At 70.8% G+C, this 24,710-nt stretch carries 16 protein-coding genes; 10 read left to right on the top strand and 6 right to left on the bottom strand.

What is annotated here, in order from left to right:
• Positions 1–164 precede the first annotated feature (164 nt).
• Positions 165–1,307, top strand: coding sequence for a diguanylate cyclase domain-containing protein (locus ACWCPM_RS24810; protein WP_450978450.1), 1,143 nt, complete (start codon positions 165–167; stop codon positions 1,305–1,307).
• 155 nt (positions 1,308–1,462) lie between these two features.
• Positions 1,463–3,001, top strand: a complete 1,539-nt coding sequence (gene hutH / locus ACWCPM_RS24805) for a histidine ammonia-lyase (RefSeq protein WP_450978465.1) — start codon at positions 1,463–1,465, stop codon at positions 2,999–3,001.
• 80 nt (positions 3,002–3,081) lie between these two features.
• Here the strand turns inward: hutH and ACWCPM_RS24800 are convergent, their stop codons facing one another.
• A complete protein-coding gene (locus ACWCPM_RS24800; protein WP_450978449.1) occupies positions 3,082–3,891 on the bottom strand; it encodes a hypothetical protein in 810 nt (269 codons plus the stop codon).
• Between the two features lie 68 nt (positions 3,892–3,959).
• Positions 3,960–4,337, bottom strand: a complete 378-nt coding sequence (locus tag ACWCPM_RS24795) for a hypothetical protein (RefSeq protein ID WP_450978448.1) — start codon at positions 4,335–4,337, stop codon at positions 3,960–3,962.
• Between the two features lie 108 nt (positions 4,338–4,445).
• On the opposite strand from ACWCPM_RS24795, the gene ACWCPM_RS24790 reads away from it, so the two are divergent.
• The 5 genes from ACWCPM_RS24790 (at position 4,446) to ACWCPM_RS24770 (ending at position 12,211) form a co-directional block, all read left to right on the top strand.
• Positions 4,446–4,790: a hypothetical protein gene (locus ACWCPM_RS24790; protein ID WP_450978447.1), complete on the top strand. Its 345-nt coding sequence runs from the start codon at positions 4,446–4,448 to the stop codon at positions 4,788–4,790.
• Positions 4,791–5,028: 238 nt separating this feature from the next.
• Positions 5,029–6,279 (top strand): L,D-transpeptidase, encoded by a 1,251-nt coding sequence (locus tag ACWCPM_RS24785; RefSeq protein WP_450978446.1) that lies wholly within the window; start codon positions 5,029–5,031, stop codon positions 6,277–6,279.
• Between the two features lie 144 nt (positions 6,280–6,423).
• Positions 6,424–7,857 (top strand): ABC transporter permease, encoded by a 1,434-nt coding sequence (locus ACWCPM_RS24780; RefSeq protein ID WP_450978445.1) that lies wholly within the window; start codon positions 6,424–6,426, stop codon positions 7,855–7,857.
• A gap of 136 nt (positions 7,858–7,993) precedes the next feature.
• A complete protein-coding gene (locus ACWCPM_RS24775; protein WP_450978444.1) occupies positions 7,994–8,677 on the top strand; it encodes an ABC transporter ATP-binding protein in 684 nt (227 codons plus the stop codon).
• Between the two features lie 231 nt (positions 8,678–8,908).
• Positions 8,909–12,211: a S8 family peptidase gene (locus tag ACWCPM_RS24770; protein WP_450978443.1), complete on the top strand. Its 3,303-nt coding sequence runs from the start codon at positions 8,909–8,911 to the stop codon at positions 12,209–12,211.
• A gap of 216 nt (positions 12,212–12,427) precedes the next feature.
• On the opposite strand, the gene ACWCPM_RS24765 is transcribed toward ACWCPM_RS24770, so the two are convergent.
• Positions 12,428–13,468, bottom strand: coding sequence for an NAD(P)-dependent alcohol dehydrogenase (locus ACWCPM_RS24765; RefSeq protein WP_450978442.1), 1,041 nt, complete (start codon positions 13,466–13,468; stop codon positions 12,428–12,430).
• A 166-nt stretch (positions 13,469–13,634) separates the two neighbouring features.
• On the opposite strand from ACWCPM_RS24765, the gene ACWCPM_RS24760 reads away from it, so the two are divergent.
• Positions 13,635–14,555: a helix-turn-helix domain-containing protein gene (locus ACWCPM_RS24760; protein ID WP_450978441.1), complete on the top strand. Its 921-nt coding sequence runs from the start codon at positions 13,635–13,637 to the stop codon at positions 14,553–14,555.
• 7 nt (positions 14,556–14,562) lie between these two features.
• Here the strand turns inward: ACWCPM_RS24760 and ACWCPM_RS24755 are convergent, their stop codons facing one another.
• Positions 14,563–15,786 (bottom strand): FG-GAP-like repeat-containing protein, encoded by a 1,224-nt coding sequence (locus ACWCPM_RS24755; protein ID WP_450978440.1) that lies wholly within the window; start codon positions 15,784–15,786, stop codon positions 14,563–14,565.
• 477 nt (positions 15,787–16,263) lie between these two features.
• Here ACWCPM_RS24755 and ACWCPM_RS24750 point away from each other — a divergent pair, with 477 nt between their 5' ends.
• On the top strand, positions 16,264–17,103 hold the full coding sequence (locus ACWCPM_RS24750; RefSeq protein ID WP_450978439.1) for a carbon-nitrogen family hydrolase: 840 nt from the start codon (positions 16,264–16,266) through the stop codon (positions 17,101–17,103).
• Between the two features lie 260 nt (positions 17,104–17,363).
• Here the strand turns inward: ACWCPM_RS24750 and ACWCPM_RS24745 are convergent, their stop codons facing one another.
• Positions 17,364–21,194, bottom strand: coding sequence for a S8 family serine peptidase (locus ACWCPM_RS24745; RefSeq protein WP_450978438.1), 3,831 nt, complete (start codon positions 21,192–21,194; stop codon positions 17,364–17,366).
• A gap of 551 nt (positions 21,195–21,745) precedes the next feature.
• Between ACWCPM_RS24745 and ACWCPM_RS24740 the strand changes: the two genes are divergently transcribed.
• Complete coding sequence (locus tag ACWCPM_RS24740; protein ID WP_450978437.1) at positions 21,746–23,806, top strand: restriction endonuclease; 2,061 nt, start codon at positions 21,746–21,748, stop codon at positions 23,804–23,806.
• Positions 23,807–23,967: 161 nt separating this feature from the next.
• On the opposite strand, the gene ACWCPM_RS24735 is transcribed toward ACWCPM_RS24740, so the two are convergent.
• Positions 23,968–24,615 (bottom strand): hypothetical protein, encoded by a 648-nt coding sequence (locus tag ACWCPM_RS24735; protein WP_450978436.1) that lies wholly within the window; start codon positions 24,613–24,615, stop codon positions 23,968–23,970.
• Positions 24,616–24,710: the final 95 nt, after the last annotated feature.

The raw sequence follows: 24,710 nt of genomic DNA, 5'->3' as shown, positions 1-24,710 counted from the left end.
GGTGAACGCGCCGCGCGGCGCCCCCCGGCGGTCGTGGCGGTCGGGTGATCCGCTGTCGAGGCGGCCCGGGGCGACGTGTCCCCGCCGCTCGTGCCGGTGGGGGCCTCTCACCCCACCGCTCCGCAAACAACCCCATTCATCCGGAACCTCCCTAGCCTGGAGGAATGGGTGTGGAGAGTCGGCTCGCGGCTGTGGTGGCGTTGGCGCAGGGGATGGCCGCGGCGCAGTCGGTGCGGGACTCGTGGCGGGCCGCCGCGCTCGGGGCGTGCCGGGCGCTGGACGGGAGCTTCGCGGCGCTCTCGGTGTGGGAGCGGGACCTCGGGCGGCTGCGCGTGCTCGTCAACGTGGGGGAGCGCGTGGCGGACGAGGAGGAGTTCCCGGAGGACGAGACCTACCCGGTGCATCAGTTCGCCGAGATCACCGAGTTCCTGCACGAGAAGTGGGCGGGCGGTGGTGAGCCCGACGCCTGGGTGGAGACCGCCGAGGGACCGACCGCGGACAGCGCCGGCTTCTGCCATCAGCGCGTCGCCGCCCTGCGGCGCAGGGGCCGGGGCTGCTGCGTCGTCGCCCCCGTCGTACTGCACGGCCGCGCCTGGGGCGAGCTCTACGTCGCCCGGCCCCTGGGCGCCCCCGTCTTCGATCGCGGCGACGCCGACTTCGCCACGGTGCTGGCCGCCGTCGTCGCCGCCGGCATCGCGCAGACCGAGCGGCTGGAGGAGGCCCGGAAGCTCGCGTTCACCGACTCCCTGACCGGTCTCGCCAACCGTCGCGCCGTGGACATGCGCCTGGAGGAGGCCGTCGAGCGGCACCGTAGGGACGGGGTCGTGGTGAGTCTCGTCGTCTGCGACCTCAACGGTCTCAAGCGCGTCAACGACACCCGTGGGCACGCCGTCGGCGACCGCCTCCTCGAACGCTTCGGCTCCGTGCTCTCGCTGTGCGGCGCCATGCTGCCCGGCACCCTCGCGGCCCGCCTCGGCGGTGACGAGTTCTGCCTGCTCGCCGTCGGCCCGCCCGCCGACGACGTCGTCAAGGTCGCCGACGAGCTGTGCCGCCGCGCCGCCGAGCTGGAGCTGGGCGACGGTGTGGCCTGCGGCGTCGCGTCCACCGAGGACCCGATCGGCCAGGTCCGATCCGCCCGTCGGCTGTTCCGGCTGGCGGACGCCGCCCAGTACCGGGCCAAGGGCGTCCGCGCGGCCAAGGCGGTGGTGGCCGGCCGGGAGGGTCCCGACGACCCTGTCGTGCGCCTCGCGGACGCGCCCCCCGAGGGCGCCGCCGGCGAACGCCGCCGCTTCCGCGGCCGCGACTGAGCGCGCCGGCCCCGGTAGAGCGTGGCGTGCCCGGGTGGCTGCCGGCGCCCGGCGTCAGGCGCATCGGGTGGTGAGGGGGTACGGGTGGTAAGGGGCACATCCCACCCGCACTCGTGACATCCTTGAATTCACTGCGTACGCTCCTGAATATGGATATGCACACTGTGGTGGTGGGAACGTCCGGGGTCACCGCGTCCGACGTTCTCGCCGTGGCGCGCGCCGACGCCCGCGTCGAGCTCTCCGGCGAGGCGGTGGCCGCCCTCGCCGCGGCCCGCGAGATCGTGGACGCCCTGGCGGCCAAGCCCGACCCGGTCTACGGCGTCTCCACCGGCTTCGGCGCCCTCGCGACCCGGCACATCGGCCAGGAACTGCGCACCCAGCTCCAGCGCAACATCGTCCGCTCGCACGCCGCCGGCATGGGACCGGCCGTCGAGCGCGAGGTCGTCAGGGCGCTGATGTTCCTTCGGCTGAAGACCGTCTGCTCCGGGCACACCGGTGTGCGCCCCGAGGTCGCGCAGACCATGGCGGACCTGCTGAACGCCGGCATCACCCCCGTCGTCCACGAGTACGGCTCGCTCGGCTGCTCCGGCGACCTCGCGCCCCTGTCGCACTGTGCCCTCACCCTGATGGGCGAAGGGGACGCCGAAGGTCCGGACGGGGTCGTGCGGCCCGCCGCCGAGCTGCTGGCCGCGCACGGCATCGCACCCGTCGAACTGCGCGAGAAGGAGGGCCTCGCCCTGCTCAACGGCACCGACGGCATGCTCGGCATGCTGCTGATGGCCCTCGCCGACCTCGACACCCTCTACAAGTCCGCCGACATCACCGCGGCCCTGTCCATGGAGGCCCTGCTCGGCACCGACAAGGTCCTCGCCCCCGAGCTGCACGCGATCCGCCCGCACCCCGGTCAGGCCGCCAGCGCCGCCAACATGCTGGCCGTGCTCAAGGGTTCCGGCCTGACGGGCCATCACCAGGGCGACGCGCCCCGCGTCCAGGACGCCTACTCGGTCCGCTGCGCGCCCCAGGTCGCCGGCGCCGGACGCGACACGCTCGCCCACGCCCGCCTCGTCGCCGACCGCGAACTCGCCTCCGCCGTCGACAATCCCGTCGTCCTCCCGGACGGCCGGGTCGAGTCCAACGGCAACTTCCACGGCGCCCCGGTCGCCTACGTGCTGGACTTCCTCGCGATCGCCGCCGCCGACCTCGCGTCGATCGCCGAGCGGCGTACCGACCGGCTGCTGGACAAGAACCGCAGCCACGGGCTGCCGCCGTTCCTCGCCGACGACGCCGGGGTGGACAGCGGGCTGATGATCGCCCAGTACACGCAGGCCGCGCTGGTGAGCGAGCTGAAGCGGCTCGCCGTTCCGGCGTCGGCGGACTCCATCCCGTCCTCCGCGATGCAGGAGGACCACGTGTCGATGGGCTGGTCGGCGGCGCGCAAGCTGCGCACGGCCGTGGACGGCCTCGCGCGGGTCATCGCCGTCGAGTTGTACGCCGCCACCCGCGCCGTCGAACTGCGCGAGGGACTGGAGCCGGCACCGGCCTCACGGGCGGTCATCGACGCGGTGCGGGCCGCCGGTGTGGCGGGCCCGGGGCCGGACCGCTTCCTGGCGCCCGACCTCGCGGCGGCGGACGTCTTCGTACGCGAGGGACATCTGGTCGCGGCGGCGGAGGCGGTCACCGGCCCGCTGCGGTGACGGTGGCCCGGCCGTCGCCGTGACCGCTCGTGGGAGGACGCACCGGGCCCCGCGGTACGACGACGGCGGGGCCCCGTGGGTCACTTCAGCTTGGCGGCCTGCGCGTCGATGACGGGCGCCGGCATCTCGGGCTCCTCGCCCGTCAGCATCGTGCCGAAGTCGATGGAGTAGTAGGTGGCGATGGTGCCGCCGTGCCGCACCACCTCGGTGAGCACCTTGACCTCCTCGCCGCCCGACTCCTCCGTCGCGCCGGCGGCGGTGAACCGCACCGACTTGTCGCCGGTGCCGGACGCCTTCACCGCGGCGATCCCGGTGAGCTTCTGCTCGCTGCCCTGCGCGGCGATGGTGAAGCCGCCGGCGCAGCCCGCGACCGCGTCGGAGACGGACTTGAACGTCTTCTCGGCGCCGTCGCCCCCGTAGGAGGACAGGCCCACGACGACCATCTTGATGCTCATGGCGTCGGTGAACGCGTCCTCCATCTCACCCGAGGTCAGGTCCTCGAGGGAGTCGGAGGCGGTGTCCGACGGCTTCTTCTCCTCGGTGGCCGTGCCGCTCGCCGCGGCGGACGAGTCACCCGGCGCGAGCCCGGCCATGGCGAAGGCGAGGGGCTCGCACTCCGCCTTGTCGACCTTCACCTCGCTCTTGGAGCTCGGGAAGGAGGAGTCGGTGGCCCCGACCTTGTACCCCTCGACATCGCCCTGGGCGATGATCAGCTTCTTCAACTCGGCGGCGCTGAGCGCCTTCTCGGCGGTCGTGCCGTCCGAGGAGCCCGACCCCTTGGTGTCCTTGGAGTCGGCCGGACCGCTCTCGGCACAACCCGTGATGAGGGCGAGCGACAGCGCACTCACGGCAAGCGTGACGCGCATCCGCGTACCCGATGATCTGTTCATGATCGGACTATGGGTCGCAGGCCGGAGCGCGTCAAGTGAGCTCCCGGCGCCCCTGACGTGGTGCCGCGTCAGAACCCGAGGCGCTCGCGGCGCACCGAGTACGCGACGAATCCGGCGCCCAGCGTGAGGCAGAGCGCGCCGCCGAAGACGTAGGGCGTGCTGTCGAAGCTGCCGGTGTCCGCGAGACGGGTCCCGGCGGTTCCGGCGGTCCCTGATATCGCCGCTCCGGTCCCCGTCCGGGTCACGGTGTCCGTGACGGCGACCGCATCGGAATCCCTGGCCGGGCCGGCGTCCGTGGTCGCGGCTCCGACATGCGTCGTCACCGTCATGGCCTGCTCTCTTACCGGCCCGTCCGAGGTCGCGTTGGCGGAGGGGACGAACCAGAGGGCCCCCAGCAGGGTGCCCGCGGCGGTGGCGGTCAGCAACGGACGGCGAGCGGATGACACGGAATATCGATCCCCTTGTGACGTCGGCGAATTGGCCGTGTGGGGCGATGCTAGTGAAAGCCGCGGGTCGTGGGAAAGTCCGGGGGTCCGTGGCCGTACGCTCCGGGCATGAGCACTCCAGAGACAGTAGGTTTTGTACGCCTTCGGGTGGAACTCGTCCTCCAGGTCGACGACGCGGGGGCCGTGACCCGGGCGGCACAGCGGCGGATCTCCGAGGACGCCGATATGCCGGCCGAGGAGCGGGTACACGCCGAGAGCGCTGTGACGGAAGACACCGCGGAGGCACTCGCGTATCTCGTCGACCCGTTCGACCTGGTGAGCGAGGTGCCCGGGATCGAACTCCAGCAGGCTTCCTGGAGCAGCGAGCAGGTGGACTACGACCCCGACGCACCGGACTGGGATCTTGACGAGGATGATGTGGACGAAGAGGAAGAGGAAGAGCGGGTCCATTGACGCGGCTTGGGGAAATCGTGACCCCGGGCGGCAACCACGGCCCGGGGTTCACTCGTCTCACAGGGCGCACGGTTCGACACCCGCACCACGGGCCACCGGCGCCGCGGACGTGGCGTGGCCCACACGCGGAAGGAATATGGAACGGGATGAACCGGTCGTAGCGTTGGAATTGGTTGATGAGGACTCTGAACGGGACTCGCGGGGTTCTGGGGATTCGGCAACGATGGAGAAGCGTGTGATGACGAACAGTAAGCGGCGCAGGGGCCTGACGGTCGCGTCCGTACTGCTCGGTGGCGTACTGGTGCTCTCGGCGTGCTCCAGCGGCGAAGGAGAGGCCGCCGGGAACGGCGGCAACGACAGCTCGCAGTCCAAGGTCGACGAGGCTGCCGCGCAGAAGACGTCAGAGGCCCAGATCAAGATCACGCCCAAGGACGGCTCGGCCAACGCCTCCATCAACAACTCGGCGGCCGTCACGGTGAGCAAGGGAACGCTCACCGAGGTGACGATGACGACGGCCGACGGCGGTGCCGTCGAGGGCGAGATCTCCGCCGACAGGACCAGCTGGAAGCCGAGCGGCCAGCTGGAGCGCTCCACGCGCTACAAGATCGCCGTGACCGCGAAGGACGCCAAGGGCCTGAAGGCCCACGAGAACGCGTCCTTCACCACGGTCTCCCCGGACAACAGCTTCATAGGCTCGTTCACCCCGGACGACGGCACCACCGTCGGTGTCGGCATGCCGGTCTCGATCAACTTCGACAAGGCGATCACCAACAAGGCGGACGTCCAGAAGGGCATCACCGTCACCACCAGCGGCGGCCAGGAGGTCGCCTGCCACTGGTTCAACGCCAACCGCATGGACTGCCGCCCCGAGGACTACTGGCAGGAAGGCTCGACCGTCACGCTGAAGCTGGCGCTCGACGGCGTCGAGGGCGCCGAGGGCGTCTACGGCGTCCAGCAGAAGACGGTGTCCTTCACCATCGGCCGCAACCAGGTCTCCTACGTCGACGCGGAGACCAAGCAGATGAAGGTCACGCAGGACGGCAAGGTCGTCAAGACCATCCCGATCTCCGCCGGCGCCCCCGAGAACACGACGTACGAGGGCCAGATGGTGATCTCCGAGAAGTTCAAGGAGACCCGGATGGACGGCGCGACGGTCGGCTTCACCGACGACGACGGCAAGGGCGAGTACGACATCAAGGACGTGCCGCACGCCGCGCGCCTGTCGACCTCCGGTACCTTCATCCACGGCAACTACTGGGGCGACGACTCCATCTTCGGCAGCGTCAACACCAGCCACGGCTGTATCGGCCTGAACGACACCAAGGGCGCCGGCGACCCGAACACCGAGGGCGCGTGGTTCTTCAGCAACTCGATCGTCGGTGACGTCGTGGTCGTCCAGAACACGGGCGACAAGACCATCGCACCGGACAACGGCCTCAACGGCTGGAACATGAGCTGGGCGGAGTGGAAGGCCGGCTCCGCCGTCTGACCCGCGCTCCTCGCACCCGTTCGAAGAAGAAGGCCGCCCGCTCCGGGCGGCCTTCGCCTTTTCCCGCCGACGCCCGCGAAGCTTCTCATCCTCCTCTTATCGCCGCCTTATTCGGTCATCACGGTGCGTCCCTAGCTTGCGTCCATGTTCTTCACCTACCTGAGGCGCGAACTGCGCCGCCGCAGAAGGGCGGCCCTCGTCGTCGCCTCCGGTCTCGCGCTGGGCATCGCGCTGGTCATCGTCGTCAACTCCGTGTCGTCCGGCATGGGGCAGGCGCAGGACAGGATCCTGCAGTCGCTGTACGGCCTCGGCACCGACATGACCGTCACCAAGGCCGCCGACCCCGCCGAGGAAGGGCAGGCTCAGGGACCGCGGTTCCGGTTCGACGCGCGCGACAGCGACTCCGGCGAGGAGCAGAGCAGCGACCGGGTCATGGTCCGGGGCTTCGAGACCCTGGCGAGTTCCACGGTCACGAAGGTCGGCTCGCAGGACGGCGTCGCGAACGCGGTCGGCGGCCTGAGCCTCCAGGTCCTCAAGGTCAGCGGGGAGTTCACCCGCGGTGAGTTCCAGCAGGGCGGCGACCGGCCGTCCGGACCTCCCACCGAAGGGCGGGTCCAGGGCGGCGGCGCGGACTTCGGCGTCGACAGCTACTCCGTCTTCGGCACCGACGTCACCGAGCCCGGCCTCGGCCCGCTGACCTCCTCGAAGATCACCAGCGGCCGGACGTTCGAAGCCGCCGAGACCGACGCGAAGATGGCGGTCGCCGACGCCTCCTACGCCAAGGAGAAGAAGCTGGCCGTCGACGACACGGTCACCATCAAGAACGTCAAGTACGAGGTCATCGGCATCGCCACCCCGGACAGCGGCGACGCGGCGGCCGACCTCTACATCCCCCTCCAGCAGGCGCAGACGCTCAGCGACTCGGCGGACGAAGTCACCACCATCTACGTCGAGGCGACCGATTCCCAGCGGATCGACGCCGTCAAGTCCGAGATCCAGAAGAACATCTCCGGTACGACCGTGACGACCTCCGCCGACCTCGCGGACACCGTCTCCGGTTCCCTGTCGACCGCCTCCGACCTCGCCGGCAGCGTCGGCCGGTGGCTGTCGATCGTCGTACTGGTCGCCGCCTTCCTGGTCGCCGGGCTGCTCACGTCCTCGGCGGTGTCGCGCAGGGTGCGGGAGTTCGGCACGCTGAAGGCGCTCGGCTGGCGGTCCGGGCGGGTGACCCGGCAGGTGGTCGGCGAGGCCGTCGTCACCGGACTGGTCGGCGGCGCGCTCGGGATCGCGCTCGGGCTGGCGGGGGCGTACGCCGTCACCGCGATCAGCCCGACGCTGCAGGCCGAACTCGGCGGCGCCGGGGGCGGACCGGCCGGACCGGGCGGCGGCTTCGGCGGTGGCCCGGCGAGGCAGGCCGCGGCCCGCACGCTCGACGTCGCCCTGTCGGCCCCCGTCAGCGTCGCGACCATCGCGCTCGCCGTCGCGCTGGCCGTGACCGGTGGGCTCGTCGCCGGCGCGTTCGGCGGGTGGCGGGCCTCGCGCCTGCGGCCGGCGGACGCACTGCGGCGCGTGGAGTAGCCGCGAACCGCGGCGCGGCCGCGGTCCCGCCGCGGCAGGTCGCGCGGCCTTCCGCGCGCACTCGGTGCGCACCGCGCCTGCCCGGCTGTCTCGCGCACCGGCCACCATCCCTACGCATACCGGGAGTTGCACCACCATGTACGAACTCAAAGTCGTCACCAAGCACTACAGCCGGGGCAAGGCCGCCGTGCGCGCGCTGGACGGCGTCGACCTCGTGATAGCCGACGGCGACCGGCTGGTTATCCAGGGCCCCACCGGCGGCGGCAAGTCGACACTGCTCCAGATGCTGGGCGGCCTCGACCGGCCCACCTCCGGCGAGATCGTCCTCGACGGGACCGACCTGGCCCGGCTGCCCGAGGCGCGGCTGACCCGGGTGCGCAGCGAGAGCATCGGCTTCGTCTTCCAGAGCTTCAACCTCATCCCCACGCTGAACGCCCAGGAGAACGTCGAGACCGCCCTCGTGCCCCTCGGCATCAAGACCAAGGAGCGGCGGGAACGTGCCGCCGAGGCGCTGGACTCGGTGGGGCTCGGCGAGCGGCTCGGGCATCTGCCCGGGGAACTGTCGGGCGGTCAGCAGCAGCGCGTCGCGATCGCGCGGGCGTTGGTGAAGCGGCCGAAGGTGCTGCTGGCCGACGAACCGACCGGGAACCTCGACGAGTCGATGCGCGACGAGATCATGGACGTGCTCGAACGGACCTGGAAGGAACAGGGGCTGACCTTCGTCATGGTCACCCATGACTCGGCCATCGCGGCCAAGGCCCCCCGGGTGGCGACGATCAGGAAGGGGCGCATCACGGTGAAGGAGAACGCCGGCTCCTAGCGGTCGAGGGCGCCGGCTCACCGCGGTCCCCGGTTCCGTGGGAGATGTTCACGGCGAAGTCGTCTTTATGGCCGACTCGTGACGAGGTACTCCCTTGAGGCGGCCGATCACCCCCCGGCATACTGCGTGATCCGGGGGGTGCACGCACGCGTGTACGAGAGCGCCCTCGACCGGGTGAGCGAGGAATTCGCTCGGTTCATCGACTCCAGGGGAAGAGTTTTGCGCAGACAAGTGAAGAGAGCCGGTGCGGCGGCGGTCGCCACCGCTGCCGCCATCGCCCTCGCGGCGGGTCTGACCAGCCCGGCGAGCGCGAAGCCCGAGCAGGGCCCGAGCGGCCCCGCGAAGCTGACGTCCCATCACCGCATCACCCTGATCACCGGAGACCGGGTCTCCGTGGACGCCAAGGGGCGGATCGTCGGCCTGGACCGGGCCGAGGGCCGCGAGCACATACCGGTGCAGATACGCAAGGCGAACGGCCACACCCTGGTGATACCCGCCGACGCGGCCCGGCTGGTCGCCACCGGCAAGCTGGACCAGCGGCTGTTCGACATCACCGAGCTGAACAAGTCCGCCACCCGCAAGGCCCAGAAGAACGGCCCGAAGGTCATCGTCGGCTACAAGGGCCCCGCCACCGCCGTCAAGGCCGACGTCCGCGACGCGGGCACCCTGCGCCGGAACCTGAGGACGCTGAACGCGGACGCCGTGCAGACCACGCACCAGGACACGGCGGAACTGTGGGACGCCGTCACCGACGGCGGCCGGACCGTCTCCGGCATCGCGCACGTCTGGCTCGACGGCGTCCGCAAGGCCACCCTCGACAAGTCCGTGGCGCAGATCGGCGCCCCCGCGGCATGGGCGGCCGGCTACGACGGCAAGGGCGTGCGGGTCGCCGTCCTCGACACGGGCGTCGACAGCACCCACGCCGACCTCACGTCCCAGGTGGTGGCGTCGAAGAACTTCACCGGCGCGGCCGACGCCACCGACAAGCAGGGCCACGGCACGCACGTCGCGTCCACCGTGGCCGGCACCGGCGCGAAGTCCGGCGGCAAGTACAAGGGCGTGGCGCCCGGCGCCGAGATCCTCAACGGCAAGGTCCTGGACGACAGCGGCTTCGGCGACGACTCCGGCATCCTGGCCGGCATGGAGTGGGCGGCCGAGCAGGGCGCCGACATCGTCAACCTCAGCCTCGGCGGCATGGACACTCCGGAGATCGACCCGCTGGAGGCGGCCGTCAACCGGCTGTCCGCCGAGAAGGGCATCCTCTTCGCCATCGCGGCCGGCAACTCCGGTCCCGAGTCGATCGGTTCGCCGGGCAGCGCGGAAGCCGCGCTCACCGTCGGCGCCGTGGACGACAAGGACACGCTGGCCTTCTTCTCCAGCACCGGCCCGCGCCTCGGTGACGGCGCCGTGAAGCCGGACGTCACCGCGCCCGGCGTGAGCATCACCGCCGCGGCCGCCCATGGCAGCGCCATCGGCCAGGAGCTCGGCGAGAGCCCGGCCGGCTACCTGACCATCTCGGGCACGTCGATGGCGACGCCGCATGTCGCGGGCGCCGCCGCGATCCTCAAGCAGCAACACCCGGACTGGACGTACGCCGAGCTCAAGGGCGCGCTGACCGCGTCCACCAAGGGCGGCCCCTACACGCCGTTCGAGCAGGGCACCGGCCGGATCCAGGTCGACAAGGCCCTCCGGCAGACGGTGATCGCCGACCCGGTGTCGCTGAGCTTCGGCGTCCAGCAGTGGCCGCACACCGACGACACCCCGGTCGCCCGGCAGCTGACGTACCGCAACCTCGGCACCAGCGACGTCACCCTGGACCTGAAGGCCACCGCCACCGGCCCCGAGGGGCGGCCGGCCCCGGCGGGCTTCTTCACGCTGGGCGCGACCGAGGTGACCGTCCCGGCGGGCGGCGAGGCCTCCGTCGACCTCACCGTCGACACCAGGCTGGGCGGCACCCTCGACGGCGCGTACTCCGCGTACGTGACCGCGACGGGCGGCGGGCAGAGCGTCCGCACGGCCGCCGCCGTGCAGCGTGAGGCGGAGTCGTACGACGTCACGGTCAAGCACATCGGCCGGGACGGGCAGGGGACGGACGACTACGACACCGTGCTGCTCGGCTACTCGGGTCCGGGCGAGGGCCGCGCTCACCAGGTTCCGCCGGCCGCGTCCGGCACCACCACGGTGCGCGTGCCCAAGGGCACCTATCTGCTGAACGCCTGGATCGCCAAGGACTTCGAGACCCTGGAGGGCGGCGTCGACTGGCTGGTCCAGCCCCGGCTGGCCGTCACCAGGAACACCTCGGTGACGATCGACGCACGGACGGCCAGGTCCGCCACCATCACCGTCCCGGACGCCGCCGCCGAGCCGCGGTCGGCGATGGTCAGCTACTACCTGGAAGGCGCGGACTTCGAGATCGGTGTCGGTGTCGGCGCCCGCTCCTTCGCCGACCTGCGGATGGCCCACCTCGGCGGCGAGATCGCCTCCGGCCTGACCCAGACCTGGGGCGGCCAGTGGACGAAGGGCGCCTCGGCCGAGTACGACGTGGTGACCACCGCGGCCGTCAAGAAGATCCAGGGCGCCAAGGTCCGTAACTTCAGCAAGAGCGAACTCGCCACGGTCAAGTCCGGCCTCGGCGCCTCGACCTCTGGCAAGACCGGTGCGATCAGCCCGGTCGGCGTCATCGCCGACGAGTTCTACGCCGGTGAGCCCGCGGAGCAGAAGCTGCCCGCCAGCCGCACGCTGTACCTGTCGACGTCCCAGGGCATCAAGTGGACCTTCGACTTCGAGCAGTACGGCGGCAAGGACCCGCTGGGTTACCCGATCGGGGAGGCGTACTACACCACCGGCGACCCGCTGACGTACAAGGCGGGCACGTCGTACACGCGGACCTTCAACAAGGCGGTCTTCGGCCCCACCCTGAACAGCGAGTTCGGCCTGTACCGCGAGGGCAACGAGATCTTCGGCTACGTGCCGCTGTTCGCCGACGGGTCCCGGAACGCGGGTGATTCGCTGTTCACCTCGGTGAACACGACCCTGTACCGCAACGGCGTCAAGGTCGGCTCGAACGACGATCCGCTGTTCGGCGAGGAGGTGTTCCGGGTCCCGTCCGGTGACGCCGAGTACCGGCTGACCACGTCGGTGAAGCGGACCGTCAAGGTCGCCGCGGCGGCCACGCGGATCGACGCCGGCTGGACGTTCCGCTCCAAGAAGCCGACCACCGAGCTGGCCAGGCTGCCCGCTTCCACGGTCCGGTTCAACGCGCCCACCGGCCTGGACAGTCGCGTCACGGCCGGTCGTACGGTGACCTTCCCGGTCGTCGTCGAGGGCGCGGCGAAGGGAAGCAACCTCAAGTCGCTGGGCGTGTGGGTGTCCTACGACTACGGCCAGACCTGGAAGAAGATCACCGTCAAGAACGGCAAGATCACCGTCAAGAACCCGGCCAAGGGCAAGGCGATCTCGTTCCACGCGAAGATCACCGACAAGAAGAACAACAAGTCGACGATCTCGATCTACAACGCCTACTACGGCAAGTGATCACCCGCCGCGCCGGTTCGGCGCGGCTGAGGGTCACGGGAAGCCCGCCGGAAGCCTGCTTCCGGCGGGCTTCCGCGCTCGGTGACACATGCCATGCCCGCCGCGCCGGGCGCGGCCACGGGCTCAGCCGCCGCTGCCGTAGGGGCGGGGCGGACCCGCACGCTCGGCGGCCCGGAGGCGCTCCGCCACCTGGCCGCCGAGGAAGGAACCGAACGATCAGATCGTGGCGGTGTCGATCACGAACCGGTACCGGACGTCGCTCGCCAGCACCCGCTCGTACGCCTCGTTGATCTGGTCCGCGCGGATCACCTCGATCTCGGCGCCGAGGCCGTGCTCGGCGCAGAAGTCCAGCATCTCCTGGGTCTCCTGGATGCCGCCGATGCCCGACCCGGCGAGGGTCTTGCGGCCGGTGATCACCGAGAACAGGTTGAGCGAGACGGGCTCCTCGGGGGCACCCACGTTCACCAGCGCGCCGTCGGTCCTCAGCAGCGCGAGGTACGCGCCGAGGTCCAGCGGGGCCGAGACCGTCGACACGATCAGGTCGAAGGCGCCCGCCAGCTCCTCGAAGGTCCTCGGGTCGCTGGTGGCGTAGTAGTGGTCGGCGCCCAGCTTCAGCCCGTCCTCCTTCTTGCGCAGCGACTGCGAGAGGACCGTCACCTCCGCACCGAGGGCGTGGGCGAGCTTGACGGCCATGTGACCGAGGCCGCCCAAGCCGACGACGGCGACCTTCTTGCCCGGGCCCGCGTTCCAGTGCCTGAGCGGGGAGTAGGTGGTGATGCCGGCGCACAGCAGCGGCGCGGCCTCGTCCAGGCCGATGCCCTCCGGGACGCCGACGACGTAGTTCTCGTCGACGACGATCTTCTGCGAGTAGCCGCCGTACGTCGGCTGCCCGTCCTTGCCGACGCCGTTGTAGGTCATCACGGCGCCCTTGAGGCAGTACTGCTCCAGGCCGGCCTTGCAGTTGTCGCACTCACGGCAGGAGTCGACCATGCAGCCGACACCCACCCGGTCGCCGACGGCGAACCTGGTCACACCGGCGCCGACCTCGGCCACGACACCGGCGATCTCGTGGCCGGGGACCATCGGGAAGACGGCCCGGCCCCAGCCCTCCCGGGCCTGGTGGATGTCGGAGTGGCAGATTCCGGCGTACTTGATGTCGATCAGGACATCGAACTCACCGACCTCCCGGCGCTCGATCGTGGTGCGCTCCAGCGGAGCCTTGGCGGCGGGGGCGGCGTACGCGAGGACAGTGGTCATACCGAGGGGTCTCCTAGGGAAGTCCGCCCGGCCGCTGTCCGCCGGGCACATCGTCCAGACTGCCGCCCCACGGCACATCCACCCAGGCCACGGCTTTGCGTACGTTCGCTGTGCCTACCACTGGCGGGGGCAGGCTCGTCTGCGTAGGACCAGGAATACTGGGCGTATGGACGGACAGCCCGCGCATGTGGAGGAGCCCGGCGGCGGCCTGGACCGGCGTGCCGAGCTCAGCGAGTTCCTGCGCAGTCGGCGGGCCCGCCTCAAGCCGCAGGACGTGGGGATGCCGGACTACGGACGGCACCGCAGGGTCCCCGGGCTGCGCCGCGAGGAGCTGGCACAGCTGGCCGGCGTGTCGGTCGCCTATTACACGCGGCTCGAGCAGGGCAACGGACGGAACGTGTCGGGCGAGGTGCTCGACGCGATCGCCCGGGCGCTGCGGCTGACCGACGCCGAGCACGCCCACCTCACGCACCTGGCCCGGCCGAAGCAGCACAAGAAGAAGCAGTCGGCGCGCACGCAGCACGTGCGGGGCGCGCTGCGGCAGCTGCTGGACACGATGGACGGCATCCCCGCCTATATCGTCGGGCGCCGCTCGGACATCCTGGTCTGGAACCGGATGGCGGCCGCCGTCTTCGGCGACTGGGCGGAGATGCCGGCGCAGGAGCGGAACTGGGCCCGGCTGGTGTTCCTGGAACCGGAGTACCGCGACCTGTTCGTCGACTGGGACCAGAAGGCCTCCGACATCGTCGCGCTCCTCCGCATGGACGCCGGCTGCCACCCCGACGACCCGCGCCTGTCGGCCCTGGTCGGGGAGCTGTCCGTCAAGAGCTCCGAGTTCCGGCGCCTGTGGGCCACCCACGACGTCAAGGAGAAGAGCCACGGCGTCAAGCGGCTGCGCCATCCGCTCGTCGGCGAACTGGCCCTGTCCTTCGAGTCCTTCCGACTGCTCGACGACGCCGAGCAGTCCCTGATCACGTACCACGCGGAGCCGGGCTCCCCGTCCGCGGAGGGACTGCGTCTCCTGGCCAGCTGGGGCAGGGACGCGACCCGGGCCGGGACGGGGTCCTCGACGACGTCGCCGAACTGAGCCGGGCCTAGTAGAGGCCGTTCAGGCCCCACCACTCACCGTCGGTGCGCTCGCCCGCCAGCAGGCCGCCGGTGTTCCGGCCCCGGTAGGTGACCAACCAGCCCAGGTGGCCCGGGTAGCCGTCGATCACGTACTTCTCGTTGGTCACCGCGGCGAGGTCGGGGCGTCCGTCGCCGGAGAAGTCGCCGACCGAGAAGAGGTTCGCCATGGAGTTCCAGCCGCCGGATCCGATGAGCTTGCGGGCACCGAGGCGGGCGGAGGACGTGCCCGGGTAGAGCCACAGCTTGCCGGTGGACGCCTCCCGCGCGTACAGGTCCGCACGGCCGTCACCGGTCACGTCGCCCATGCCGACCAGGGCGTTCATGCTGTTCCAGCCGCCCGAGCCGAGCAGCTTGCGGGTGCCGAGACGCGCGGTCGACGTGCCCGGGTACAGCCACAGCTTGCCCGTGGCCTTCTCGACCGCGATCAGGTCGGAACGCTTGTCGCCGGTCAGGTCGCCGAAGGCGGTGATACGGGTCATGGAGTTCCAGCCGCCCGAGCCGAGCAGCTTGCGGGCGCCGAGCGAGCCGGTGCCGGTGCCGGCGTAGAGCCACAGCTTGCCGGTGGACGCCTCCCGCGCGAGGAGGTCCTCCCGGCCGTCACGGCTGAAGTCGCCGTGCCGGGTCAGGGCGTTCATGCTGTTCCAGCCGCCCCCTCCGATGAGCCTGCCGCTGCCGTTGCCCGGCGTGAACCAGAGCCGTCCGGCCTTGTCCCGGGCGACCACGTCGGCCTTGCGGTCGCCGTTCATGTCCCCGAAGCCCAGGGACTTCGGCGAGACCTCCGAGTACCAGCGCGGGTACGCGGTCTGGCTGCACTCCCGCTCGGTACGGACGAACTTGATCGAGCTGGTGGTCGCCTCTTGGCCGCTGCTCCACTCACCGGGCGTGTTCGGCTCCTGGGACCAGTAGCCGCCCCACGGCGAGTAGTCCTTGTCCTCGTAGACGCAGGCGATCGACTTCGTGCGGTTGACGTACGAGCGGATCTTGTTGTCCCAACTGCCCAGGTCGGCGACGTTCTTGTTCGTCTTCCACATCGTGCCGGTGGCGCTTTGTCCGGTCCACCCGCAGAAGTAGCCGGCCGGGCAGTCGTACGAGTCGGCGGCTGCCGGAGCGGCGCTCAGCGCGGTCAGGCCGGTGCCGGCGAGCGCGATGCCGACGAGTGCGGCCACACCTCGGTTGAAACGGTTCTGCATATGCGGTTCTCCCTCCCATGTGACGCGCGCCGGAGCCTCGTCCCGTCAGCCGGCCCGCCGGGTCTCCCGGGCGGCCGGTGCGGGCCCCCGAGGTGGCGGCCGGCGCAGGCCAGGTGATCGTAGGGGAGCATCCCGACCCACCGCACCGCCGGGGCGGCACACGGTCGCGGCACGGGACCGGCAGCCAAGGGCACGGCGGTGGCGGGTAGGCCCGACGGCGTCCGTGCCTCGGGGCGGTCTTCGTGCTGCGTGCCGCGTGCTGCGTGCTGCGTGCTGGGCGAGGTCTCCGATCCCTCCGGCCCGCCCCCGTTCCCTCCGACCCGCCCCCGTTCCCTCCGACCCGCCCCCGTTCCCTCCGGCCGGGCCCCCGTCCCCTCAGGCCGAGCCCCCCGTCCCCTCCGGCAACCTGCCGACACGGCGGGGCGGGGCCACCATGGAAACGGAGGCCCCCTGTCTACGTGTCAGGAAGTGACTGCCATGCGTGCCTCGCTGATACAGCTCTCCGTGGACGCGTCGGACTCGGCCGACGAGCGCCGTCGCAGAGCGGCTTCGCTGGTCCGCAGCAGGGCGGGAGACGACCTCGTGGTCCTGCCGGAGCTGTGGGCGGCCGGCGCCTGGTCCTACGACGGCTGGGACCGCGACGCCGAAGCGCTCGACGGCCCCACGGCCGAGGCCATGTCCGACGCCGCCCGCCGGGCCGGGGTGTGGCTGCACGCCGGGTCGCTCGTCGAGCGGGACCGGGACGGGACGCTGTACAACACCGCGCTCCTCTTCGACCCCGCCGGTGACCTGCGCGGCCACTACCGCAAGATCCACCGGTACGGCTTCGACACCGGCGAGGCCACCCTGATGGGAGGCGGCCACGACATCGTCACCGTGCCCACCGACCTCGGGGTCGTCGGGCTCGCCGTCTGCTACGACCTGCGCTTCCCCGAACTCTTCCGGGGCCTGCTCGACGCGGGCGCGGAGCTGATCGTGGTGCCCGCCGCATGGCCCGCGACACGGCTCGCGCACTGGCGGCTCCTCACCCGCACGCGGGCCCTGGAGGAGCAGGTCTTCCTGCTCGCCTGCTGCGCCACGGGCACGCACGGCGGCATGCGGCAGGCCGGGCACAGCGTCGTCGTCGACCCGTGGGGAACGGTCCTCGGCGAGGCCGGCGCCGACGCGGAGACGCTGACCGTCGACTGCGACCTGGCCGAGGTCGCCCGCATCCGCGCGGAGCTCCCCGTCCTGCGCGACCGTGTCCTGTCCGTCGAGGCCCCGGAGGGCCACCGGCTCGACTGGCACGCGGTGACGGGGGGTGGGGTGGTGCGGTGACAGGGGCGGGTCGAGTTCCTCGCAGCCGGAGGTTCATCCCCAGCGGCTGAACGGGGACCGGGGAGCGTTGCGCGGGGGTGTACGCAGCACGACAACAATCTGACGATCAACACGGCCTCGCCCCGGGCCGGTTGGCGCTCGGGATCAGACCAAGGCGGGAGACCGTATGGTCGCGCGTGCGCACGATCGCCCATGCCGGGCCCGCACGCCGTGCGGCCGGCGGCGAGACGCCACCGGCCGCACGGATCAGGTGCCGAACGCTACTTGGTGCGCACTCCGTACGCGCGGATGACCGTCTGGTCCACCAGGTTCCCCGCGGCGTCCTGGGCCTGGGCACGCAGGGAGACGTACCCGGTGCCCTTGGCGGCGGCCTTGGGGTCGATCAGCGCCTTCCAGGAGCCCTTGCCCCCGTGCGACAACCACTTGACCTTCGTCCAGTGGGCACCGTCGTCGTAGGAGACCCAGGCCTGCATCCGGTTGATCTCCGGGCCCTTCAGGCCGTCCTGGTGGCGGGCCTTGAGGGAGACGACCGTCGGGGACCAGGCATGGACCTGGTTGGCGCCGTCGACCGGTACCCCGTAGTCCAGCTGGATCAGCGGCAGCAGAGCGCTCTTTTGAGTGGTCCCCGAGGAGAACCGCCAACTGGTGTCCGTCGAGGTGGAGATCTGCCACTCCGGGGTCGCGGGGCGGCTGGTCCGCACCTGGAGCCGGTAGTCGCCCTTGCCGCCCGTCACGGGGACGTCGCCCCACGGGTTGGTCCGCTCGGCGACCAGTTCCCCGTCGCGGTACAGGTGGGTGCTCACCGTGTCCCCGCGCTGGGCGAAGGCGTAGTGACCGCCCTCACTGTCGGCGTACTCCGGGATCCGCAGGGAGAGGGTGTCGCCCTGGCGGACCGAGGAGAAGCCCGCGACGCCCTTGGGCGCGGCCGGCCGGACCACGGAACGGAACCAGTTCTCGGTCCGCTTCTTTCCGGGCGTGTACCGCTCGAACCCGGCCGTCATGCCGTACTCGACCGGCGCCCCGATGATCCAGGGGATCGTGTGGTCGACGCGGTGCAGCCACAAGGTGTCATCGGCGGTGACGGTCTCGACCCGCACGGACGGCACCTTCACCCACGATGTGCCCTCCACCAGGACGGCGGTCGACTGCCACGGACGCCAGGCGAAGCGCTGCTCCGCGATCCACTCGTTCGAGCCCGGTCGGTGGTAGCGGCTCGTGATGGTCTCGGCCGGAAGCCGGTCGACGTCGTACCGCAGCTTCGCGGGCACCCGGTCGCGCTGGACCAGCGTCAGGTCGTACTGGTACGGGGTCGCGGTGACCATGGACCACTCGATCCGCGCGTCACTCCGGGACAGCAGCTTGACCAGCGCCTTGAGGTGGTCCTGGCTGATGCGCGCGGCCATGATCGGAAGCCGGTCGCCCTGAGGGGTCCAGGGCTGCCAGGCCGCCATTCCGGGCCAGGGGTGGCCTGTCAGGGCACCCACCGCTCCGGCCTCGCTGACCCGGGGCACGACGGTGTTCTCGTCGAGAGACTCGCCCCCGTCGATCAGCGCGATCTTGCCGCGCAGGTCCTTGCCGGCCAGTTCCTCCGGCGTGGCGCCTCCCACATAGACGAGCGGGTAGCGCCGGGTGATGTCCTTCAGAGGGGAGTTCCACAGGGGCGTGGCGTAGATCTTCGGCGCGTCCCGGCCCTCGACCGTGACGTTGAGCCGCGGAGGAACCAGCTGCCAGCGGGAGTACGCCTCGAAGGAGCCCTTGGCGGGCTTGTCCGTCGGCGTGACGTACAGCGTCTTGACGGTGCTGGGCGTGATCGCGAGGGTGGAGATGTCCCTGCCGCCGAAGGTGCGGTGGAGACCGTAGTGCACCGTGCCCTGGGGCTCGGCCGGCTTCGGGGTGCGGATGTCGACCTTGACGGCCTTGCGCGGGTCCACCGTCAGGGAGAGGTCGTCGTCGACCTTCAGCTCAGTGGTGACGACAAGGTTGTGTTCGTCCTCACCGGCGCTGTTGCGGCTCTCGACCATCGCCTCGAAGAAGTACGTGTCCTTGGGAAGCCGGACCGTGACGCTCGAGCCGTGGTAGTTGGGGTGGTAGAACCCGGAGGTGTCCCATCGGGGATCGTTGCCGTAGAACATGAACCACGTGACCGGGTACGGCCCCTTGCCGAAGCGGTCGAGGCCCGTGAGCGTGACCTCGACCGCCTCGGCCTGGACCGTCAGGGCCACGGTGGTGACGACCTTCACCGCACCGTCGGCCGAGGTGGCGGTGAGGCTGCCGGTGTACCGGCCGACCGGGGCGGCGGAGGCGTCGGCGACGACGGGAACGGTGGCCGTCCCACCGGGGGCGACGGTGACCGACGGCGAGCCGACGGTGATGAACCCGGCGGGCGCGGCGCCGCCCTCGGCGTTCCTGACGTCCAGCGACAGCGACAGCCGTACGTCGGTGTCGGAGTCGTTGGTGTACGTCACCGTCTTGTTCACCGAACCCTCGTCGGGGTCGGTGACACCGAGGTTGAGCAGGCCGGTGGCGTGGACGGAAAGGGCCGAGGCTCGGGCCACGTCGATCCGGCCGCTGCCCTGGGCGTCGACCGACGTGCCCTGGACGGACGTGGCGGTGCTGACGAGCGCGTCCTTGATCCGGCCGGGAGTCCAGTCCGGGTGCTGCTGTGCCAGCAGCGCGGCGGCGCCCGCGACGTGGGGCGTGGCCATGGAGGTCCCGGAGGCGGCGGTGTAGAGGTCGCCCACGGGGCTGCCCATGGACGTGCCCTGGGCGCGGGCCGCCACGATGCCCACACCCGGTGCGGTGATCTCGGGCTTCACGCTGTAGGCGTCCCCCACGGGACCACGGCTGGAGAACGACGCGAGGGCGTCCTCGCGGTCCACCGCGCCGACGGTCAGCGCCCGGTCGGCGATGCCGGGCGAACCCACGGTCCCGTCCCCGGGACCCGAGTTGCCGGCGGCGACGACGAAGAGGGTTCCGGTCTCCTCGGTCAGCTGGTCGAGGGCGGCGGCCAGCGGGTCGTCCGCCTCGGGCGGACCGCCCAGGCTCATGTTGACGATGTCGGCGCCGGACCGGGCGGCCCACTCCATGCCGGCCAGGACCCAGGAGCTCTGGCCGGATCCCTCGTGGTCGAGGACCTTGCCGATGAGCAGTTCGGCATCGGGCGCGACACCCTTGTGGCCGCCGCCGGAGCCGGCTCCGCTGCCCGCGATGGTGGAGGCGACATGCGTGCCGTGGCCGTGTCCGTCGGCGGAGCTCTCGTCGGCGGTGAAGTTCCGGTCCCCGGTGATCTTGCCGCTCAGATCGGGGTGGCCGGCGTCCACGCCGGTGTCGAGCACCGCGACCTTGACGCCCTTGCCGGTGTAGCCGGACTTCCAGACCTCCGGTGCGCCGATCTGCGCCACACTGCGGTCCAGGCTGGCCTCGACCTTGCCGTCCAGCCACACCTTGTCGATGTTGCCGGCCAGCCGCGGGGTGCCCGCCCGGCCCTTCTCCGACGGTGCGGTGGCGGCCTTCCAGAAGTCCGGCAGCTCGGTCTTGCGGGCAGTCAGCGAGGCACCGTGCACGCTGTTCAGCACGGCCGTACGGCGGGTGCCGGCCGGCGCCTCCTGCGCCCTCAGCGAGCCGACGGCGTCCGCGTAGGAGACGATCAGCGGCAACTGGGCGCTGTGGGCGTCGTCGTAGCCCTGCTCGATGAGCGCCGTCACGTTGAAGAGGCCGCGGTCCAGCTGACCCGAGGCCACGTAGGGCAGTGCCGATTCCGGCATGACGAGCAACTCGCCGTCGACTTCACGGGTGCTGAACGCGTCTCCGGTGTGACCGGCGGCCGGCTTGACGGTCGCGGCCTGGCGGCCGTCGGCGAACCGCTCGACCTTCACCACGTCTCCGGTCACCAGGGTCACGGTCCACTTCTTGGTGACCGTGTGACCGCCCGGAGTGCCGGCCTTTCCGGAGTCCGCCGACGCCGACTCCGTGCCGTACGCGGTGGCAGGCACGGCAGTTGCGAGCAGGGCCACGGAAGCCGCGGCCACGGTCGCGCGCATCGACCAGCGGGGTTTGCCCCTGGCCGATGAGGAAACTCGTATGGATCTCATGGCGCGCGATCATGAAACACCAGGTCATGGCAGGTCAACGATTGACGCTGGCGTAATCGGGCATTGGCCATTCGATGACACCGAGGGGCCTTCACGCCGAACAATGGGTACCTTTTATGTGCTTATGCGCCAGGGAGTGTGCCGTGTGACTGCGCGTGGGCAGGAGCGTCGCGGGGAGCGGCGAATTCGAGTGAGGTGCACCGCTCCGGCCGCCGTGATCGGTGCCGGAGAGCGCATCGCCGAGTCTGCGTTGCCGGATGGCTGTGACGCGGGATGTCTGTGACGCCGGCTACGGGAACCTCCGTGGCCCACCGGCGGGCCGATGACGTCGTCCATGTGATGCACCGCGAGACGGTTGCCGAGGAGCGCGACCACTCGTGACCTGCTCAACTACGCGGCCGCGCCTGCCGTCGAGCCACGTTGACCTGCGAGGACGGACGGATCGTATTTTCTTCAACGAGTGGATGTGCGAGACGGCGATTGCTGACTAGAGTCGTCTGGTTACAACTGGTTGTGGGGACAGCCGGTGCCTTGGGGAGGGCATGCAGCACATGAGTCGCAGGTCTACTGGTCTTGTCGGCGTCTGGGCCGAGGCGCAACGGCAACAGCAACGACAGATGCAAGCCGAAGCCAGGCGGCAGAGACAGCAGGAACAGCAAGCGCGGGCCTACCAGCGCCGAGCTGCTCAGAGCCACCGCGAGTACCGGCAGGCGGAGGCCCTGCGGCGCACGGAGGAACTGGACGCGCAGGTCGCATCGCTGCAAGGGCTGCTGGCCTCGGGATGCCGGGCCCCGGCTTTCAGGGCGGCCACCCTCATGCGGACCGAGGAGGTTCAGCCCTTTGCCCCGGGCCCCTTGGCGCGGCCGGTACCGATGCCGGATTTCAGCGGCTACCAGACCCAGGGCGGCTGGACCGCGAGCCGCCGGGCCCAGGCCCAGGCGGAAGCAAGAGCGCGCTTCGAGCGGGACTGGCAGGCTGCTCAAGCAGCGGAGGCCCGCAGACAGCAGGAACTGGCCTCGTACCAACGGCAGTATCAGCAGTGGGCCGATGCCCAATTGGCCGATGTACGGCGGCACAACGCCGGCGTGGCCGCCGTGACCGAAGGAGTGAGGCGTCAGGAACCCGACGCTGTGATCGAGTACTTCTCGGCCGCTCTCTACGCCTCGACGTCGTGGCCGGAGGGGTTCCCGCGCCAGGTGGCGGCCGCCTACGACTCCGCGGCCAAGCAGTTGGTGCTGGATTGGGCACTGCCCGCCTACGACGTCGTGCCGGAAGTGAAATCTGTCCGGTACATGTCCGGCGTGGACCAGGACAAGGAGACCCCTCGCCCGGTGGGCCAGCGCCGCGCTCTGTACCGGGAGGTTCTGGCCCAGTGCGTGCTCCTGGTCCTGCACGAGCTGTTCGCGGCGGACGAGTCGGGGGCGCTCGAGTCGGTGGCCTTGAACGGTTTCGTCGATGGGCATGACCCGACGACGGGCCAACCGGGCCACATCGTCGTCGCGACCGTGATGGCTTCGCGATCCCTGTTCCGCGAGTTGCACCTGGCACAGGTGGACGCCGGGAGCTGCCTGGCGGACGCGCTTCACGGACAGCTCTCGGCCCGACCGGACCAGCTCACCGCGGTGAGGCCGGGCAGGAGGCCCGTGGACGTCGGGAACACCGTCGTCTCCCACGGCACCGGCGAGGAGCCGGACCTTCTCGCCATGGACCCGATCGCCTTCGAGAATCTCGTCGCCGAACTGTTCAGGGCCATGGGAATGCAGGCGGTGACCACCCAGCGCTCCCACGACGGTGGCGTGGACGTCGACGCGCTGGATCCGACACCGATCCGCGGCGGAAAGATCGTCGTGCAGGTGAAGCGATATCGCAACACGGTGCCGCCCACCGCCGTCCGCGACCTGTACGGAACCGTGCAGGACGCCGGTGCCAACAAGGGCGTTCTGGTCACGACTTCAGGATTCGGCCCCGGCTCGCACACCTTCGCCAACGGCAAGCCGCTGGAACTCATCTCAGGCCCCGAACTCGTCGATCTGCTGCATCGCCATGGACTGAGCGGGCGACTCGGCGACGGCGCTCGGCGGACACCGGGTCAGCGGACGCCTGAGGTGCCGAACAATCCGCTGCCCGACGACTACAACGTCTTGGGCATGTCGTGGACCGGAAGCGTCGCCTTGGACGTGTGCGCTCTCGTATGCCGTGGGAACCAGATCCTCAGTGACGATCACTTCGTCTTCTTCAACAACCCACAGGTGCCGGACGGCTCGGTGCGTACCCTGCCCGCGAGTGCTCCCGACAAGGCCGCGATCTGTGTCTCGTTCGACGGGCTTCCCGACGCGGCCGACCGGTTCGTGCTCGTGGCGGCCATCGACCCGGAGATCGATCCGGACGCCGATCTCTCCGAGTTCACGGACGCCCGCATCCGCCTGCTCGACCCAGGAATGACTGAACTCGGAGAACTCGACGTCTCGGACGGCCGGCCGGGCGAGACGGCGCTGGTCCTCGGATCCTTCCGCCGGAGGCCGAACGGGGACTGGGACTTCGTGCTGGGCGGCAAGGGCTACACAGGCGGTCTGGAGGAACTGGTGCGGGACTTCGGCATCGAGGTCGAATAGCCCCGCCACGGGCTCAACGCGGCTGAGTCGCCGACGCCGCGTCCGGGCCCGCGCCCGCGCCCGGCCGGGCAAGAGGGCTGTGAGCGAGGCTTGATGACTGTGAGCGAGGCTTGATGCCCCACGTCAAGCGTCGCTCACGCACCCTTGGGCGGTCGGCTCGGTCAGGCTTCGGTGCCGCGTTCGTCCGCCGCGCGTGTCCAGAGGGAAAGGTCGCTGCTCGTCGCCACGGCGATGGTGCGTCCGGAAGGCGAGAAGCCTGCCGTGCGGAATGTGGAGTAGTTCGAGTGGAGGATGTGCCACCACTGCTCTCCGTGCGGACCGGTGTGGGGCAACCCGCCGTCACTGGACAGCAGGACACGGTCGTTCGGCCAGGCCGGGGCGACGATCTCCAGGGCCCAGCCGTCCGCGGTCGTGGTGTGCAGCCCTCCGCCGAAGAGCCCCGCGATGCGTACGCGGCTCCCGGCGAGCGGTCCCAGCCCCGGGCAGGACAGATCGGCAACCGCGTCGGGGCTGCTGTCCTCGGGATCGGGGTCGCGGTCCCGGGCGATCTTCTCCCCGGTGACGGCGTCGAAGAGACCGTGACCGTCGTGCGAGACGACCATCACCAGTTCGTGGCCGTCGCCGGGGTGCGACGCGAAGCCGATGCCGAGGAGCCCTCCGACCGGGACGATCGGAAGGGGCCGCCAGGGTTCAGGCGCCGGCACCACCGGGGCCGCGAGCAGCCGACTTCGCATCGCGCGCTGGTACGCGGAGAGTTCCGGCTCGGGCTCCCGAGGCGCGACCGGACCCGCTTTCCTCGTCCACTTCATCACGGCCTCATGATCCACGCTTCGCCGCACGCACCCGACGGAGTTGACGGATTCCGGTGCTGGAGTGCCTGTCTCCGCTCATGGGGAAGCGGCGG

The sequence above is a fragment of the Streptomyces sp. NPDC002309 genome (assembly GCF_053593375.1).
The sequence above is the reverse complement of the archived record's forward strand: the minus strand, read 5'-3'. Positions and strand labels throughout refer to the sequence as shown.

Excerpts from the sequence above, each read along its gene's own strand:
- ACWCPM_RS24810 (WP_450978450.1), top strand. The coding sequence starts at position 165 with ATGGGTGTGGAGAGTCGGCTCGCGGCTGTGGTGGCGTTGGCGCAGGGG.
- hutH (WP_450978465.1), top strand. The coding sequence starts at position 1,463 with ATGCACACTGTGGTGGTGGGAACGTCCGGGGTCACCGCGTCCGACGTT.
- ACWCPM_RS24800 (WP_450978449.1), bottom strand. The coding sequence starts at position 3,891 with ATGAACAGATCATCGGGTACGCGGATGCGCGTCACGCTTGCCGTGAGT.
- ACWCPM_RS24790 (WP_450978447.1), top strand. The coding sequence starts at position 4,446 with ATGAGCACTCCAGAGACAGTAGGTTTTGTACGCCTTCGGGTGGAACTC.
- ACWCPM_RS24785 (WP_450978446.1), top strand. The coding sequence starts at position 5,029 with ATGACGAACAGTAAGCGGCGCAGGGGCCTGACGGTCGCGTCCGTACTG.
- ACWCPM_RS24780 (WP_450978445.1), top strand. The coding sequence starts at position 6,424 with ATGTTCTTCACCTACCTGAGGCGCGAACTGCGCCGCCGCAGAAGGGCG.
- ACWCPM_RS24775 (WP_450978444.1), top strand. The coding sequence starts at position 7,994 with ATGTACGAACTCAAAGTCGTCACCAAGCACTACAGCCGGGGCAAGGCC.
- ACWCPM_RS24765 (WP_450978442.1), bottom strand. The coding sequence starts at position 13,468 with ATGACCACTGTCCTCGCGTACGCCGCCCCCGCCGCCAAGGCTCCGCTG.
- ACWCPM_RS24760 (WP_450978441.1), top strand. The coding sequence starts at position 13,635 with ATGGACGGACAGCCCGCGCATGTGGAGGAGCCCGGCGGCGGCCTGGAC.
- ACWCPM_RS24755 (WP_450978440.1), bottom strand. The coding sequence starts at position 15,786 with ATGCAGAACCGTTTCAACCGAGGTGTGGCCGCACTCGTCGGCATCGCG.
- ACWCPM_RS24750 (WP_450978439.1), top strand. The coding sequence starts at position 16,264 with ATGCGTGCCTCGCTGATACAGCTCTCCGTGGACGCGTCGGACTCGGCC.
- ACWCPM_RS24745 (WP_450978438.1), bottom strand. The coding sequence starts at position 21,194 with ATGAGATCCATACGAGTTTCCTCATCGGCCAGGGGCAAACCCCGCTGG.
- ACWCPM_RS24740 (WP_450978437.1), top strand. The coding sequence starts at position 21,746 with ATGAGTCGCAGGTCTACTGGTCTTGTCGGCGTCTGGGCCGAGGCGCAA.
- ACWCPM_RS24735 (WP_450978436.1), bottom strand. The coding sequence starts at position 24,615 with ATGAAGTGGACGAGGAAAGCGGGTCCGGTCGCGCCTCGGGAGCCCGAG.